The 14702-nt window shown below is 73.2% G+C and carries 14 protein-coding genes, 1 tRNA gene and 3 pseudogenes; 15 read left to right on the top strand and 3 right to left on the bottom strand.

All coding sequences use genetic code 11. From position 1 onward, the window contains the following. Positions 1–135: 135 nt before the first annotated feature. From ACFYX0_RS28190 to ACFYX0_RS28130, 13 genes and pseudogenes are all read left to right on the top strand, one after another. Positions 136–222 (top strand): annotated as a pseudogene (locus ACFYX0_RS28190) (Arm DNA-binding domain-containing protein); the annotation flags it as partial. A gap of 33 nt (positions 223–255) precedes the next feature. Then, entirely contained in the window at positions 256–1596 is a 1341-nt protein-coding gene (locus ACFYX0_RS28185) for a tyrosine-type recombinase/integrase (RefSeq protein ID WP_388974140.1), read from the top strand. Between the two features lie 225 nt (positions 1597–1821). After that, positions 1822–2172 (top strand): SsgA family sporulation/cell division regulator, encoded by a 351-nt coding sequence (locus ACFYX0_RS28180; protein WP_388974148.1) that lies wholly within the window; start codon positions 1822–1824, stop codon positions 2170–2172. A 160-nt stretch (positions 2173–2332) separates the two neighbouring features. Continuing rightward, entirely contained in the window at positions 2333–2908 is a 576-nt protein-coding gene (locus tag ACFYX0_RS28175; RefSeq protein ID WP_311691588.1) for a DNA starvation/stationary phase protection protein, read from the top strand. Between the two features lie 119 nt (positions 2909–3027). Further along, the gene (locus tag ACFYX0_RS28170) at positions 3028–3900 is read left to right on the top strand and encodes a LysR family transcriptional regulator (RefSeq protein WP_388974138.1); all 873 of its coding nucleotides are present in this window, start codon (positions 3028–3030) and stop codon (positions 3898–3900) included. Between the two features lie 102 nt (positions 3901–4002). Next, positions 4003–4539: an NUDIX hydrolase family protein gene (locus ACFYX0_RS28165; RefSeq protein ID WP_355907907.1), complete on the top strand. Its 537-nt coding sequence runs from the start codon at positions 4003–4005 to the stop codon at positions 4537–4539. A 333-nt stretch (positions 4540–4872) separates the two neighbouring features. Further along, complete coding sequence (locus ACFYX0_RS28160; protein ID WP_388974136.1) at positions 4873–6024, top strand: NAD(P)/FAD-dependent oxidoreductase; 1152 nt, start codon at positions 4873–4875, stop codon at positions 6022–6024. Between the two features lie 14 nt (positions 6025–6038). Next, positions 6039–6314, top strand: coding sequence for a (2Fe-2S)-binding protein (locus ACFYX0_RS28155; RefSeq protein ID WP_388974146.1), 276 nt, complete (start codon positions 6039–6041; stop codon positions 6312–6314). Then, positions 6304–7671: an FAD-dependent oxidoreductase gene (locus tag ACFYX0_RS28150; RefSeq protein WP_388974134.1), complete on the top strand. Its 1368-nt coding sequence runs from the start codon at positions 6304–6306 to the stop codon at positions 7669–7671. The genes ACFYX0_RS28155 and ACFYX0_RS28150 overlap by 11 nt, the downstream gene beginning before the upstream one ends. A gap of 119 nt (positions 7672–7790) precedes the next feature. Continuing rightward, positions 7791–8687, top strand: a complete 897-nt coding sequence (locus ACFYX0_RS28145) for a dihydrodipicolinate synthase family protein (protein WP_388974132.1) — start codon at positions 7791–7793, stop codon at positions 8685–8687. Positions 8688–8719: 32 nt separating this feature from the next. Then, positions 8720–9721: a proline racemase family protein gene (locus ACFYX0_RS28140; RefSeq protein ID WP_388974130.1), complete on the top strand. Its 1002-nt coding sequence runs from the start codon at positions 8720–8722 to the stop codon at positions 9719–9721. 130 nt (positions 9722–9851) lie between these two features. Then, a complete protein-coding gene (locus ACFYX0_RS28135; RefSeq protein WP_355907924.1) occupies positions 9852–10571 on the top strand; it encodes a GntR family transcriptional regulator in 720 nt (239 codons plus the stop codon). A gap of 138 nt (positions 10572–10709) precedes the next feature. Continuing rightward, positions 10710–11210 (top strand): universal stress protein, encoded by a 501-nt coding sequence (locus tag ACFYX0_RS28130; RefSeq protein ID WP_388974128.1) that lies wholly within the window; start codon positions 10710–10712, stop codon positions 11208–11210. Between the two features lie 78 nt (positions 11211–11288). On the opposite strand, the gene ACFYX0_RS28125 is transcribed toward ACFYX0_RS28130, so the two are convergent. Continuing rightward, a complete protein-coding gene (locus ACFYX0_RS28125) occupies positions 11289–11879 on the bottom strand; it encodes a TetR/AcrR family transcriptional regulator (RefSeq protein ID WP_388974126.1) in 591 nt (196 codons plus the stop codon). A 102-nt stretch (positions 11880–11981) separates the two neighbouring features. On the opposite strand from ACFYX0_RS28125, the gene ACFYX0_RS28120 reads away from it, so the two are divergent. Beyond that, the gene (locus ACFYX0_RS28120) at positions 11982–12413 is read left to right on the top strand and encodes a 4-oxalocrotonate tautomerase family protein (RefSeq protein ID WP_388974124.1); all 432 of its coding nucleotides are present in this window, start codon (positions 11982–11984) and stop codon (positions 12411–12413) included. Further along, positions 12406–13409 (top strand): annotated as a pseudogene (locus ACFYX0_RS28115) (zinc-binding dehydrogenase); the annotation flags it as partial. The gene ACFYX0_RS28120 and the pseudogene ACFYX0_RS28115, both read left to right, overlap by 8 nt. 82 nt (positions 13410–13491) lie before the next feature. On the opposite strand, the gene ACFYX0_RS28110 reads toward ACFYX0_RS28115, so the two are convergent. Together ACFYX0_RS28110 and ACFYX0_RS28105 are read right to left on the bottom strand one after the other, a co-directional pair. Then, positions 13492–13565, bottom strand: a tRNA-Pro gene (locus tag ACFYX0_RS28110). Positions 13566–13679: 114 nt separating this feature from the next. After that, positions 13680–14637 (bottom strand): annotated as a pseudogene (locus ACFYX0_RS28105) (SDR family NAD(P)-dependent oxidoreductase). Positions 14638–14702: the final 65 nt, after the last annotated feature.

Here is a 14702-nt window from a genome sequence, read left to right as displayed (position 1 = left end):
CTTCTGCAGCGGATATGACTTCGACACTCACATCCTTGCAGGTCAACGGCACCTTTCTGCTATCGGGGCGTCAGGTCGCCCAATTCCGCTGAATAGCCAGGGCTAAAGGAACGCAACCACGGCTCGTGGTACTACCAGATCGACCTGGAGCGTGACGGCACCGGGCACCGCAAGCGTGACCGCAAGGGCGGCTTCGCCACCCAGGCGGAGGCCGCCGCCAAGGCCGAGGAGGTCTGGCGAGCCGCCAAGGCCGGGGTGAACGTCCTCTCGGACGAGACGGTCTCCGAGTTCCTCGCCCGCTGGCTCAAGAAGAAGAAGCAGGAGCTGAAGCGGACCACCGCGCACGAGTACGAGCGCGACATCGACCTGTACCTGGCCCCGCACCTCGGTGCGCTGAAGATGCGCGACCTGCGCGCCCGCCACGCCCAGGGCATGTTCGACTGGATCATCTCCGACAACGAGCGCCGCGCCGAGCATCGCGCCAAGGTCGAGCAGCTCAAAGAGGCCGCCGACGCGGCGTCCGCCGCATGGCGCGGGGCGCCGAGCGGCACGAAGGAAGAGAAAGCCGAGCGGTCCCGCCGACGGGGCGCATGGACGGCGGCACGCGACGAGTACCTGGCCGAGCGGAAGAACCTGCAGCGCACTACCGGCCCGTCCACCATGGTCAGCATCAAGGCCACCCTGTCCTCGGCGCTCAGCGACGCGGTCAAGGAGGAGCTGATCGCCAAGAACTACGCGGCGTTCCTGACCCTGCCCAAGGTGACCAAGCCGCGCGCGCTCGCGTGGACCCCGCCGCGCGTAGCCCGCTGGAAGCGCACCGGTGAGAAGCCCTCCCCGGTCATGGTGTGGACGCTGCAGCAGACCGCCGAGTTCCTGGACCACATCGTCGGCGACCGGCACTTCCCCGCCTGGCACCTGGTCCTCTTCCATGGCCTGCGCCGCGGGGAGCTGGCCGCGCTCGCCTGGGACGAGGTGGACCTGGACGCCGAGGTCATCCACATCAGCGAGCAACTGGTGTCGATCTCGTACGAGGTCCACGAGGACGACCCGAAAGCCGACAGCGTCCGCGACATCAAGCTCAACCGAGACTCGGTGATGCTGCTCAAGGCGTGGCTCAAGAAGCAGGCCGCCGAGCGCCAGGAGTGGGCGGACGCCGGCGCGCCCGCCCAGCCCGGCAACCGGGTCTTCACCAAGGAGGACGGCTCGGCGTACCACCCGCAGTTCTTCACCGACCGCTGGGACCGGCTGGTGGAGCTTTCCGGGCTGCCGCCCATCCGGCTCCACGACGGCCGCCACGAGGCCGCGAGCCTGGCCCTCGCCGCCGGCGTCGCCCCCAAGGCCGTGCAGGCGATGCTCGGACACGCGTCCATGCGGATGACGACCGACACCTACCAGACCGTCCTGCCCGAGATGCACGCCGCGACCGCCTCGGCGTCCCTGGACCTCATCACCGCCTACCGGAAGGCGGAGGCGCAGGCGACGCTCGGGCACGCCCCGGTGGCGGCAACGACCGACGCCTACCCGGCGGCTCTGCCCGAGCACGCATCGAAGCAGGCCGCGAAGAAGGCGAAGAGGCAGCGCAGGCGGGTGGCTTGAGAGGGCTGGGGCCCCGCTCTTCCCCGCGCGGGCCCCATATTGGCCCCATCTGGCCCTCGTACCCACTCCAGAGGGCAGTGGACTAGACCGCGAGGCGATCAAGGAAATAACAAAGGGCCAGGTCAGAAGTACTGACTTGGCCCTTCCTGATGGAGCCGCCTTCGGGATTCGAACCCGAGACCTACGCATTACGAGGTCGCCGTCGCCCCGGACGGGCAGGTACCCCTGCCGGCCGAGCTGCGGTACGACCGGACCGACCCGTATGCGGTGCGTCTGGCCCTCGGCACCCCTTCGCCCCTCAGCGTCGAGTGGGTGTTCGCCCGCTCGCTCCTCGCGGACGGCCTCCGGCGGTCCGCGGGGAGCGGGGACGTCCTGGTGATCCCACCACGCGGCCGCCATCCGGAGGCGATCCGTGTCGTCCTCAGATCGCGTACGGGGTCGGCGGTCCTGGAGGTCGCGGAGTCCGCGGTGGCCGCTTTTCTCCGGCAGACCGAGGCGGTGGTGCCCCAGGGCCGCGAGCCCGACCACATCGATCTGGACGACCTCGTCGCGCGGCTGACGGCGCGCGGCGGCTGAGCCGCGCGGACCGGCTCCATGGCCCGGCGGGCGTCCGGGCGCGGGCGGCGCGTTCGGTGCGCGCACGGGCATCAGCACATGCGCTGCCGGACAAGGCGCGGCCCGCTGCGGCGCCTAACGTCACCTCGTATCCACAGCACGGCACCGCAGGAGGCGCATCATGACCACCAGCTCCAAGCCCACGAGCAGCCAGCCCTGGCTGCATCAGAAGGGCGAGATCATCCAGGAGTTCGGCACCGTCAAGCAGTTCCCCCTCGGCCTCTCCTACGACGCCCGGATGTACGCCTGTCAGCGGCTGAACCGGGTGCTGGCCGACACGCAGATCCTCCACGGCCTCTACAAGAAGCACCACTGGCTGCTGCGCGGCGCGACCTTCTACCAGCTGCATCTGCTGCTGGACAAGCACGCCGGGGAGCAGCTGGAGCTCGTCGACACCCTCGCCGAACGGGTGCAGACCCTGGGCGGTGTCGCGGTCGGCGACCCGCGGCACGTCGCCGAGATCACCTCGATCCCGCGTCCGCCGGACGGCGTGGAGGAGGTCCCGGCGATGCTCTCGCGGCTGCTGGAGGCCCACGAGACGATCCTGGTGGACGCCCATGACGCCGCGGCCCGGACCGCCGAGCTGGGCGACGACGGCACCAACGACCTGCTGGTCTCCCAGGTGATCCGCACCGGTGAACTGCAGGCCTGGTTCCTGGCCGAGCACCTGGTCGACACTCCCCTGGTCCGCGCCTGAGCGGAGCGGGAACGGGCCGTATGTCCCCGCCCGCCGGGGACTTACGGCCGCCGCCCGTCCGCGTACCATGCGACGAAGATCGTCGCCGGACCGAACGGGCGGGGCATCACCGGGAGCACATGATGGACCTGCGGCAGATGGAAGTCGTCGTCGCGGTGGCGGACACGGGCGGGTTCACGGCCGCGGCGAGACAGCTGCACGTGGTCCAGTCCGCGGTCTCCGGCACGGTGCGGGCGCTCGAACGCGAGCTGGGCACCCCCCTGTTCACCCGCACCACGCACCGGGTGGCCCTCACCCCCGCCGGGGAGGCCTTCGTGCCTGCCGCCCGCGCGACGCTCCGGGCCGCCGAACACGCCCGCGAGGCGGTCGACGCGGCCAAGGGAGAACTGCGCGGCCAGGTCACCGTGGGCATCATGCAGGGCGTCTGGGCGGGACTGCACCAGGCCCTGGCCGAACTGCGCGCGGAGCACCCGGGGGTGGTGCTCCGGCTGCGGCAGGCACCGGTCGCCGACATCCGGCAGGCCCTGCGCGAGGGCACGGTGGACCTGGCCGTGGTGGCGCTGGACCGCCAGCAGCAGCGGGGGCTGGTGACCCGGCTGCTGTCCCGCGAGGCGATGGTCCTGGTGGCCTCACCCCGGCGGCGGCTGGACACGGCGACCGGGGAGGCCACGGTCACCTGGGCGGACGTCGCCCGGCTGCCGCTGGTGGACTTCACCCCCGGTTGGGCCATCCGCTACGCCGTCGACCGGGCCGCGCGCGCCGCCGGTGTGGAGCGCGGTACGACCTTCGAGGTCAACGACATCGTCGCGGCGGCCGAGCTGGTCCGCCACGACCTGGGCGTGTGCATCATGCCTCCGTCGATCGCCTCGCACTTCCCGGACCTGGACCGTTACGGCTTCGACCGGCACGCGCCGACCTGGCAGGTGATGGTGGTACGGCCCCCCGGCGAACCCCCCGCGGCGGTCGCGGCACTGCTGCGGCACATCACCTGACCGCGCCGGTGTTCGGGGCCGCGCGGCTACCCGTCCGTGTGACTTGTGTCTGACCTGGAGTGACACGCGCGCCGCGCGAGCTGTTGACCGTACGATCAGGCAATGCCTGACACGACAGAAACCACGCCCGGCTGGCTGTCTCCGGACGACCTCGAGCTGGCACGTGCCCGTATGCCGATCCTGTACGTGGAAGCCGTGCCCGTACGCGTCGACGACAGCGGTGAAGTCATCAGCGTCGGACTGCTGTTGCGGATCGGGCCCGAAGGGACCGTCAGCCGCACGCTCGTCTCCGGGCGGGTGCTCCACCACGAACGGGTGAGGGACGCGCTGCTGCGCCATCTGGAGAAGGACCTCGGACCGGTGGCACTCCCCCGCGTCCCGTCCTCCCTGCAGCCCTTCACCGTCGCGGAGTACTTTCCGACGCAGGGGATCACACCGTTCCACGATCCCCGCCAGCACGCGGTGGCCCTCGCCTACATCGTCCCGGTGGCCGGGGACTGCCGTCCCCGTCAGGACGCGCTCGACCTGGAGTGGTTCAGCCCCCAGGAGGCGTCCTCGGCCATGGTCCAGAACGACATGCCCGGGGGGCAGGGCGTCCTCCTCAAGCAGGCCCTGGCCCATGTCGGCTGTCTGCTGTGAGCGACAGGCCGGCGGCACAGTCCGCCGGATCCCTTCCGGCCGGACCCTGGGGCACGGGTCCGGCCGGAAGGGGAGGTCTCCGCTGTCCCTGATGCACGCGTCGACCTCCTGACGTACGGCCTCGGCGGCCGGATCTCGCTCCGGCCGACCCTTGAACGGGGCGACGGTGGCCCGACCACGCACTTCCCGGCCGCGTGGGCGCGGTCGACGATCCGCCGGTGACCCGCGATCAGATCCTGGGCCGTGAAACTGCGGTTCACCGGGCGGAAGTTGACGGGTGATGCGCGTCGTGGGGGTTGCCTCGGGCGAGGAACCATGTGACATAGTACTGACGTGACCGAGCGACTGACCTGCGATGTCGTGGTCGTCGGCGCGGGCATGGTGGGCGCGGCCTGCGCCTGGTATGCCGCCCGGGCCGGGCTGGACGTCGTGCTCGTGGACCGCGGGCCCGTGGCCGGCGGCACGACGGGGACGGGCGAGGGGAATCTGCTCGTCTCCGACAAGGCACCCGGACCGGAGCTGGAACTCGCCCTGCTCTCCCTGGGGTTGTGGGCCGAGCTGGCCGAGGAGCTGGGCTCGGCCGTCGAGTACGAGACCAAGGGCGGTGTCGTCGTCGCCTCGGCCCCCGAAGGGCTCGCCGCCCTCGGCGACTTCGCCGCCGGGCAGCGGGCGGCCGGGGTGAGCGCCGTGGAGGTCGCCGCCGACGGGCTCCATGAGCTGGAGCCGCGGCTGGCCCCGGGACTCGCGGGCGGCGTGCTCTACCCACAGGACTGCCAGGTGATGCCCGCCCTCGCCGCCGCCCATCTGGTACGGGCGTCGGGCGTCCGTCTGCTGACCGGCCGGACGGTGACCGAGGTGCCGCGCACCCCACGGGGTGCCGTGCGCGGGGTGCGGACGGACCGGGGGACGATCCACGCGGGGGCGGTCGTGAACGCCGCGGGGACCTGGGGAGGCGAGCTGGCCGAACGGGCGGGGGTGCGCCTGCCGGTGCTGCCCCGTCGCGGATTCGTCCTGGTCACCGAGCCGTTGCCGCGCACGGTCCGGCACAAGGTGTACGCGGCCGACTATGTCGCGGACGTGGCGAGCGACTCCGCGGCCCTGCAGACCTCCCCGGTGGTCGAGGGCACGGCCGCGGGACCCGTCCTGATCGGCGCGAGCCGCGAACGGGTCGGGTTCGACCGGTCGTTCTCGCTGCCGGCGGTGCGAGCGCTCGCGGCGGGGGCGACCCGGCTCTTCCCCTTCCTGGAGCGGGTACGGGCGATGCGCGCCTATCTCGGCTTCCGGCCGTATCTGCCCGACCATCTGCCCGCGATCGGCGCGGATCCGCGGGCCCCCGGGCTGTTCCACGCCTGCGGTCACGAGGGCGCCGGGATCGGACTCGCCACCGGCACCGGACAGTTGATCGCGCGGCTCCTGAACGGCGGGGCGCCGGAACTCGACCTCGCGCCCTTCCGGCCGGAGCGTTTCGAGGAGGAGGCCCGGTGAATCCCCTGAGCCGGATGCGGCCCGGCCCCGCCTTCACGGTCACCTTCGACGGCCGCCCGATCGAGGCACGGCCCGGCTGGACGGTCGCCGCCGCGCTCTGGGCGGCGGGCATCGTCTCCTGGCGCACCACCCGGTTCGAGGGCCGGCCGCGCGGGGTCCTCTGCGGGATCGGCGTCTGCTTCGACTGTCTCGTGACCGTCAACGACCGGCCGAACCAGCGCGCCTGCCTGGTGCCGGTACGGGCCGGCGATGTGATCCGCACACAGGAGGGGACCGGGCATGCGGGCTGACCTCGCGGTGATCGGCGCGGGCCCGGCCGGGACGGCCGCGTCCCTCGCGGCGGCGGCACGGGGCGTACGCGTCGCGCTGGTCGACGCCGGACCCGAGGCGGGCGGCCAGTTCTACCGGCAGCCCGCCCCCGCGCTCGGGGCGGCACGGCACCAGGGGCGCACCTGGAGGCGGCTGCGCGAGGGACTCGACCGGCACATCGCCGCCGGGCGCATCCGTCACCTGAAGGACCATCATGTGTGGTGCGTGGAGGAGGAGTCCGCCGGATTCGCCGTGCACGCACTGCTCGGTCCGGAGCAGGAGGAGCCGGTCGTCGTGCGCGCCGCGGCCGTGCTGCTGGCCACCGGCGCCCATGAGAAGGTGCTGCCCTTCCCCGGCTGGACCCTCCCCGGGGTCGTCACCGCCGGGGGCGCCCAGGCGCTGCTCAAGGGCGGGCTCGTGGTGCCGGGGCGCCGGGCGGTCGTGGCCGGGACCGGGCCCCTGCTGCTGCCGGTGGCGACCGGGCTCGCCGCGGCGGGGACGACGGTCGCAGCGCTGGTGGAGTCCGCCGATCCCGGGCGGTTCGCCCGGGGGGCCCGGGCCCTGGCCGCGGAGCCGGGCAAGGCCGCGGAGGCGGCGGGGTACGGGGCGCGGCTGCTGCGCCACCGGGTACGGGTCCTGGTCCGCCACACCGTGGTGGCGGCGGAGGGCACCGGCCGGCTGACGGGGGTGACGGTGGCCGCGCTCGACGCCGACGGCTGGGTACGGCCCGGTACCGAGCGCCGTATCCCCTGCGACTGCCTGGCCGTCGGGCACGGCCTGCTGCCGCACACCGATCTCGCCGAGACCCTGGGCTGCCGGGTCGACGGCGGGCGTGTGGGCGTCGACGACGAGCAGCGCACCGACGTCCCGTGGGTGTGGGCGGCGGGCGAGGCCACCGGGGTCGGCGGCGCGGCGCTCGCGCTCGCCGAGGGGCACCTCGCCGGACGGTCGATCGCCGCGCGGCTCGCGGGCGCCGCGCCCGATCCGCGCGGTGGGGAGCACGCCGCCGAACGCCGGGCCGCCCTCCGGAGGTTCGCCGCCGCGCTCGACCGGGCCTACGCACCCCGCGCCGGCTGGGCCGAGCGGATCACCGACGACACGGTGGTGTGCCGCTGCGAGGAGGTGCGGGCCGGGGCCGTACGGGAGGCCGTACGCGAGCTGGGCGCGGGCGATCTACGCACCGTCAAACTCCTCACCCGGGCCGGGATGGGGTGGTGCCAGGGCCGGATGTGCGGGACCGCGGTCGCCGGGATCGCCGGCTGCCCGGAGACGGTGACACGCAGGCCCTTCGCCCGGCCGGTGCCGTTGGGCGTGCTCGCCCGGGAGCCGGAGGAGTGACGGCGGCCGGAGGGAGGACCGCCGCGACCGCAGCAGGATGAGCTCAGTTGAGGAAGGCATGGACGAGGGGAAGGCACGGCATCAGTAATATGTCACACATCATCGAGGGGGGACTGCCCATGACCGTCCCGCAGCACCGGCCCTGGCACGGCGTTCTCGTGGCCACCGCGCTGCCGTTCACCGACCGGCTCACCGTCGACCACGGCCGATTCGCCGAGCACTGCGCCTGGCTCGTGGCGAACGGCTGCGACGGCGTGGTGCCGAACGGCTCGCTCGGCGAGTACCAGGTCCTGACCCCCGAGGAGCGCGCCAAGGTGGTGGAGACGGCGGTGTCCGCGGTCGGCGGGACGCGGGTGATGCCCGGCGTCTCGGCCTACGGATCGGCGGAGGCCCGCCGCTGGGCCGAGCAGGCGCGCGACGCCGGCTGTGCGTCGGTGATGCTGCTGCCGCCGAACTCCTACCGCGCCGACGAGCGGTCCGTGCTCGCCCACTACGCGGAGGTCGCGCGGGCGGGGGTGCCGGTCGTGGCGTACAACAACCCGGTCGACACCAAGGTCGACCTGGTCCCCAAGCTGCTCGCGAAGCTGCACGCCGAGGGGTGCGTCCAGGCGGTCAAGGAGTTCTCGGGCGACCCCCGGCGCGCCTATCGCCTCGCCGAACTGGCCCCGGATCTGGATCTGTTGATCGGCGCCGACGACGTCCTGCTGGAACTCGCGGTCGCGGGCGCCAAGGGCTGGGTGGCCGGCTATCCGAACGCACTGCCCCGGGCGGCGGTGCTGTTGTACCGGGCCGCGGTCGCCGGCGACCTGGACGGCGCGCTGCCGCTGTACCGGCAGTTGCACTCGTTGCTGCGCTGGGACTCCCGGGTGGAGTTCGTCCAGGCGATCAAGCTGTCGATGGACATCGTCGGACGGTACGGCGGTCCCGTGCGGCCGCCGCGGGTCCCCCTGCTGCCCGAACAGGAGAACGCCGTCCGGGCCGCCACGGAAGCGGCCGTGGCCGCGGGACTCGGCTGAACCGGCGCACACCGAGCGGAAGGAGACAGGTCATGCGCAGCAAGCTCGTCCTGCACGCCGTCGACTCCCACACCGAGGGGATGCCGACCCGGGTGGTCACCGGGGGCATCGGCACGATCCCCGGCGCCACCATGAACGAGCGGCGTCTGTGGTTCCGTGAACACCGCGACGACATCAAACGGTTGCTGATGAACGAACCGCGCGGGCACGCGGCGATGAGCGGCGCGATCCTCCAGCCGCCCACCCGCCCGGACTGCGACTGGGGCGTCGTGTACATCGAGGTCTCGGGGTATCTGCCGATGTGCGGGCACGGCACGATCGGTGTGGCGACCGTGCTCGTGGAGACGGGGATGGTCGAGGTCACCGAACCGGTGACCACCGTCCGCCTGGACACCCCGGCCGGTCCCGTCGTCGCCGAGGTCGCCGTCGAGGGCGGCGCCGCCACCTCCGTCACCCTCAGGAACGTGCCGTCCTTCTCCGTCGCCCTCGGCCGCAAGGCCACCCTGCCGGACGGGCGGACGGTGACGTACGACCTCGCCTACGGCGGCAACTTCTACGCGATCCTGCCGCTGGAGGAGTTCGGGCTGCCCTTCGACCGCTCCCGCAAGGAGGACATCCTCGCGGCGGGGCTGTCGCTCATGGACGCGGTCAACGCGGAGCAGGAACCGGCCCATCCGGAGGATCCGACGATCCGCGGCTGCCATCACGTCCATCTGTACGCGCCGGACGCCACCGCGCGACGGTCCCGGCACGCCATGGTGATCCATCCGGGCTGGTTCGACCGCTCCCCCTGCGGTACTGGCACCAGTGCGCGCATGGCGCAGCTGCACGCACGCGGTGAACTCCCCCTGCACACCGAGTTCGTGAACGAGTCCTTCATCGGGACGCGGTTCACGGGGCGGCTGCTCGGCACGACGGAGGTGGCCGGCCTGCCCGCGGTGCTGCCCAGTTTCACGGGACGGGCGTGGGTGACCGGCACGGCGCAGTACCTCCTGGACCCCGACGACCCCTTCCCCGCGGGCTTCGTCCTGTAGCGCACATGCCCGTACTCCGCCGCTCCCCCGCCTGGGATACTCGTGATGCGTGACATTGCACAGTCTGCGGTACCGGGCTGCGCGATGCCGGTTCCCGCACCCCGCAGGTGCCCGTACGAGGAGACACCCCATGGCCGCCCCGCGCACCGGTTCGCCGTCCGCCGCTCCCGCCCTGCCCACGCTGGGCGGGAAGAAGAGCAGCTACCGCGAGCGGGTCGCCGACGCCCTGCGCGCCGCTCTCGTGGCGGGCGAACTGCGCCCCGGCGAGGTCTACTCCGCGCCGACCCTCGCCGCCCGCTTCGGCGTCTCGGCGACCCCGGTGCGCGAGGCGATGCTCGACCTGGCCAAGGAGGGCCTGGTCGACACCGTCCCCAACAAGGGTTTCCGGGTCACCGCCGTCTCCGAGAAGCAGCTCGACGAGTACACCCACATCCGCTCCCTCATCGAGATCCCGACCACGGTCGAACTGGCCCGGAGCGCGGACCGCGTCTCGCTGGAGGCTCTGCGCCCGGCCGCGCGGGAGATCGTCTCCGCCGCGGCCGCCGGGGACCTCATCGCGTATGTCGAGGCCGACACCCGCTTCCACCTCGGCCTGCTCGCGCTCGCGGGCAACGCCCACCTCGTGGAGGTCGTAGGCGATCTGCGCAAACGGTCCCGGCTGTACGGGCTGACCGCGCTCGTGGAGGCCGGCCGGCTGCTCGCCTCCGCGCAGGAGCACCTCGAACTCCTGGACGCCCTGCTGGACGGGGACGAGGAGGCCGTACGGAAGGTGATGACGCGGCATCTGGGCCATGTGCGGGGTCTGTGGGCCGCCTCCGGCGAGGACGACCGGCACACCGGCCGGAGGTGAACCGGTCCGGCACACCGGCCGGAGGTGAACCGGTCCGGCACACCGGCCGGAGGTGAACCGGTCGGCGATCCGGGTGCGGGAACGGTCGTCCGGGTGGCACTGTGGGCCTCGCCCCAAGGGATCGGAGGCCGAACAACCGTGACCGTCATCGCCTGGATCGTCGAAGGCACCTGGCCCGCCTGTGTGGAGGCCGCCAGAACCCATGCCCCCGAGGGCGCCGACATCGTGCTGCTGCATGTCGCCGACCCCGGCGCGCCGGGCGCCGCCCATGGCGCCTTCGCCGGACTGCTCGGCCGCGCGCACCCCGAGCGCGACCCCGGGACCGCGCTGGAGCACCTGGCCACCGCCGCCGGCGAACACCTCCTGGCCGCGGCCGCGGAACGCCTAGGACGGCCGTGCACCCGGCAGGAGCGCACCGGCCGCGTGGAACGGGAGGTCGTGGCCGCCGCCGAGGGCGCCGATCTGCTCGTCCTCGCCCGGGACGGCGACCGCACCCGCCTCGGGCCCCACAGCCTAGGCCCCGCCAGCCGCTTCGTCGTCGACCACGCCCCCTGCCCTGTCCTGCTCGTCTGGCCCGAACCCGCCCCCGGCACGGACACCATCCCACCGGCGCCGCCTCGGCCGCCGCACCACCGATAGGCGCCACCGCGGGCCGTCCGGAAGGGACCGAGGAGAAGGTCGCGGCGATCGGCGCCCGAGCCCGGGGCCCCTGGGTCGTCAGGCCGAGCGGTCGACTGCGTCGGCGATCAGCGTCTCCAGTTGCCGGGCGACCCGGCCGAGGGGCTGCATGCTGCGCTTGGCCCGGCACATGGCGATGGCGCCCTCGACGGACGCCACGATGAGGGCCGCGAGCCCGGCCGCCCGGTCAGGGTCGGCGCCCTGCCTGGTCAGCGCCTCGGTCAGCAGCCCCTCCCAGACCTCGAACACCTCTGCGGCGGCCGCCAGGGCCGGGGGAATCTCGTCGGTCGGCGGCTCCTCGACCGAGACGGCCAGCACGGGGCAGCCGGCCCGGAAGTCGCTGTCGACGACGATTCCGCGCCACAGTGCCAGGAAGGCGCGCAAACCGGCGATCGGGCCCGCGTCCAGTTCCTCGCGCAGGATGCGGGCGACCGCCTCACCGGCGTAGTTCACCGCCTCGGTGGCCAACTGCTGCTTGCCCTCGGGGAAGAAGTGGTAGGTCGAACCGAGCGGCGCCTGAGCGTGCTTGGCCAGCTCCCGGATGCTGGTCGCGTTCAGTCCGCGCCTGCTGATCATGTCGGCGGCACCGATCAGAAGGCGCTCGCGCGACGGTGCGCCGGGCTTGGCCAAGCTCCTGCTCCCCTCTGGTTATAACGCTCGCCATATTCTAGCGTGAGCTCCGGTTATAACGACCGTTATAAGCGTGCGCAGAGCACGAAGGGAGACTTCGTCATGCCGATGATCCGGCTCACCGTTCCGTCCGGCGCCCTGACCGAGGAGGGGCGCGAGCGTGTCCAGCGCGAACTGGCCGCCGTCCTGCTGCGCTGGGAGGGAGCGCCCGACACCGCGTTCTTCCGCGCCCAGGCGTGGAGCTACCTGGTCGAGCTGCCCGAAGACGCGCAGACCACGGCCGAGGACGACGCGCCCCGCTTCCTCGTGGAGGTGACCGTGCCCGAGGGGGCGCTGTCCGAGCGGCGCAGGACCGGCCTGGTGGCGGACGTCACCAGGACCGTGCTCGACGCCGCCGGGCTCTCGACGGGCGACGCCCAGCGGGTGTGGGTGCTGGTGCACGAACAGCCCGACGGCACCTGGGGCGCCGGCGGCTCGGTCATCCGCCACGCCGACCTGATCTCGCTCGCGAAGGGGCAGCGGGCCGATGCGTGAACTGACCTCCGTCGCCCGGAACACCGTCGCATGGCGCGAGGCGCCCGACCCCACGCTCCGGTCCGACGAGGAGGCGATCGTCGCCCCGGTCACCGCGACCTCCTGTGACGTCGACACCGCGATCCTGGCGGGACACGGCTTCATCGAGCCGCCGTTCACCCTCGGTCACGAGTGCGTGGCCCGGGTCGTGGAGACCGGCGACGCGGTGACGTCCGTCGCGCCCGGTGACCTGGTGGTCGTCCCCTGCTCCGTCAACTGCGGCACCTGCGACAACTGCCGCGCCGGGCTGACCGCGCACTGTACGGCCGTACCGCACATGGCCATGTACGGCGCGCCGATCGGCGGGAGTTGGGGCGGACTGTTCTCCGACCTGGTGCGCGTCCCCTGGGCGGACGCCATGCTGGTCCCCCTGCCCGCGGGCCTCGACCCCGTCGCCATGGCCTCGGCCGGTGACAACTGGTCCCTGTCCTGGCGCCTGGTGACCCCGCACCTGAAGAACCGGCCCGGAGCCCGCTTCCTGGTCGTCGCCCGCGGCAGCATCGGCCTGTACGTGTGCGACATCGCCCGCGCGCTCGGCGCCTCCGAGGTGCTCTCTACGTCGGCCCCGACCCGGAGCACCGCGCGCTCGCCCGCGGCTTCGGCGCGGCCACCGCCGAGACCCTCGAATCCCTCCCGCACCGCTTCGACATCGCGGTGGAGGCCACCGGCCGCGTCGACCAGGTCGCGCTGGCCGTCAGGTGCCTGGCCCCGGAGGGCGTCTGCGAGTCGGCGGGCAACCACTTCCGCCCCGGCGAGCTGCCCCTGCTCGACATGTACCTCACCGGCGTCACCCTGCGCGTCGCACGCGACAACGTCCGGGGACACATCCCCGACGCCCTCGACCTCGCCCGCTCCGGCCGCGTCGATCCCGCGCGGGTCGTCTCCCACGCCCTCGACCGGGAGCAACTCCCGGACGCCCTGCCCGAGAAGCACCTCAAGCCGGTCTTCGTCCGCGCAGGGGTCCCGAAACGATCGAGGGCCCTGCCTCGCCGTAGCGAGAACAAGGCCCTGACCTGGGCTCCGAGCCCTACTTGCACCGTCGGGACGACAGGATTTGAACCTGCGACCCCTTGACCCCCAGTCAAGTGCGCTACCAAGCTGCGCCACGTCCCGGTGCGTCGTCCGCGGTGTTCCGCGTGATCACGCAGGTAAACCCTACCGCACGCTGCGGAGGGACCTCACCTGCGTGGGCGCCGGCGGCCGGGCCGCGTGATCACGGGGCCGCCGTCAGGGCTCGGGGACGGGGTCGACGCCGGTCAGCTCACGGCTGGCGTCCCACAGCCGGGCGGCGACCGAGGTGTCGGTTCAGATGGGCCCACAGCGGGGCCGGACGGGGCCTGCCGCGCAGACCGTAGGCGCGCGGGCCCCACAGCCCGCCGCCGCGCACGGCCGGGTCGAGCACGGCTCTCACCGCGGGCCAGGCGCCCGCGTGCTTGCCCTGGAGGACGAGGCCGGCGGGCCGGGCGCGCAGCCAGGCGCCGACGGTCCGTTCGTGCACGGGTGGCCGTGACGGGGTGAGAGAGTCCAGGGCACCGCCGGGATGGACCAGGACGCTCGCCACCGTGGCGTCGCGTGCGCGCAGCCGGCGGTCGAGTTCGAGGGCGAAGTACATCTGGGCGAGCTTCGAGCGGCCGTAGGCGCGTCCGGGCCGGTAGTCGCGGCGGGACTGGAGGTCGGCGAGGTCCAGCCCTTCGGACTTCGCGGCGAAGCTGCCCACGGTGACGACGCGGGCCGCCGGGGCGGCGGACAGCAACGGCATCAGCCACCGGGTCAGCGCGAAGTGCCCGAGGTGGTTCGTGCCGAACATGAGCTCGTGGCCGGCGCCGGTCTCCCGGCGCGGCGGGTCGTCGAGGGCGACCCCGGCGTTGAGGACCACCGCGTCGAGCCGGGCCGGAGCGAGCGACGCCACGGCGGCCTCCAGCGACGACAGGTCGGCGAGGTCCAGCCGCAGGGCGGACACCCGGGCGCCGGGGACCCGGGAGCGGAGCGAGGTCAGGGCGGCTTCCGCCCTCGCCGGGTTCCGGCTGCCCAGCACCACCGTGGCTCCGGTGGTGGACAGTTGCTCCGCGATGAAGTAGCCGATGCCCGCGTTGCCGCCGGTGACGAGGAAGACGGCGCCGTCGGCACGCGGCAGCCGGTGGACGTCCCAGGGAACTACGGGCGGCATGGGTGGTGCGGACGGCATGGCTGCGGGCTCCCTCGGTGGGCGACTCTACGGTCGTGGCCGTCCACGAAGGGCCGGCCCGTCAC

Source organism: Streptomyces sp. NPDC002573 (assembly GCF_042889625.1).
Classification (GTDB): Bacteria; Actinomycetota; Actinomycetes; order Streptomycetales; family Streptomycetaceae; genus Streptomyces; species Streptomyces gibsoniae.
Note: the sequence above shows the minus strand (reverse complement) of the source record. Positions and strands in the feature narration are given on the sequence as shown.

Coding starts and splice junctions, on each gene's coding strand:
- ACFYX0_RS28175 (WP_311691588.1), top strand. CDS start 2,333: ATGACCACCAGCTCCAAGCCCACGAGCAGCCAGCCCTGGCTGCATCAG.
- ACFYX0_RS28170 (WP_388974138.1), top strand. CDS start 3,028: ATGATGGACCTGCGGCAGATGGAAGTCGTCGTCGCGGTGGCGGACACG.
- ACFYX0_RS28165 (WP_355907907.1), top strand. CDS start 4,003: ATGCCTGACACGACAGAAACCACGCCCGGCTGGCTGTCTCCGGACGAC.
- ACFYX0_RS28155 (WP_388974146.1), top strand. CDS start 6,039: ATGCGGCCCGGCCCCGCCTTCACGGTCACCTTCGACGGCCGCCCGATC.
- ACFYX0_RS28150 (WP_388974134.1), top strand. CDS start 6,304: ATGCGGGCTGACCTCGCGGTGATCGGCGCGGGCCCGGCCGGGACGGCC.
- ACFYX0_RS28145 (WP_388974132.1), top strand. CDS start 7,791: ATGACCGTCCCGCAGCACCGGCCCTGGCACGGCGTTCTCGTGGCCACC.
- ACFYX0_RS28140 (WP_388974130.1), top strand. CDS start 8,720: ATGCGCAGCAAGCTCGTCCTGCACGCCGTCGACTCCCACACCGAGGGG.
- ACFYX0_RS28135 (WP_355907924.1), top strand. CDS start 9,852: ATGGCCGCCCCGCGCACCGGTTCGCCGTCCGCCGCTCCCGCCCTGCCC.
- ACFYX0_RS28120 (WP_388974124.1), top strand. CDS start 11,982: ATGCCGATGATCCGGCTCACCGTTCCGTCCGGCGCCCTGACCGAGGAG.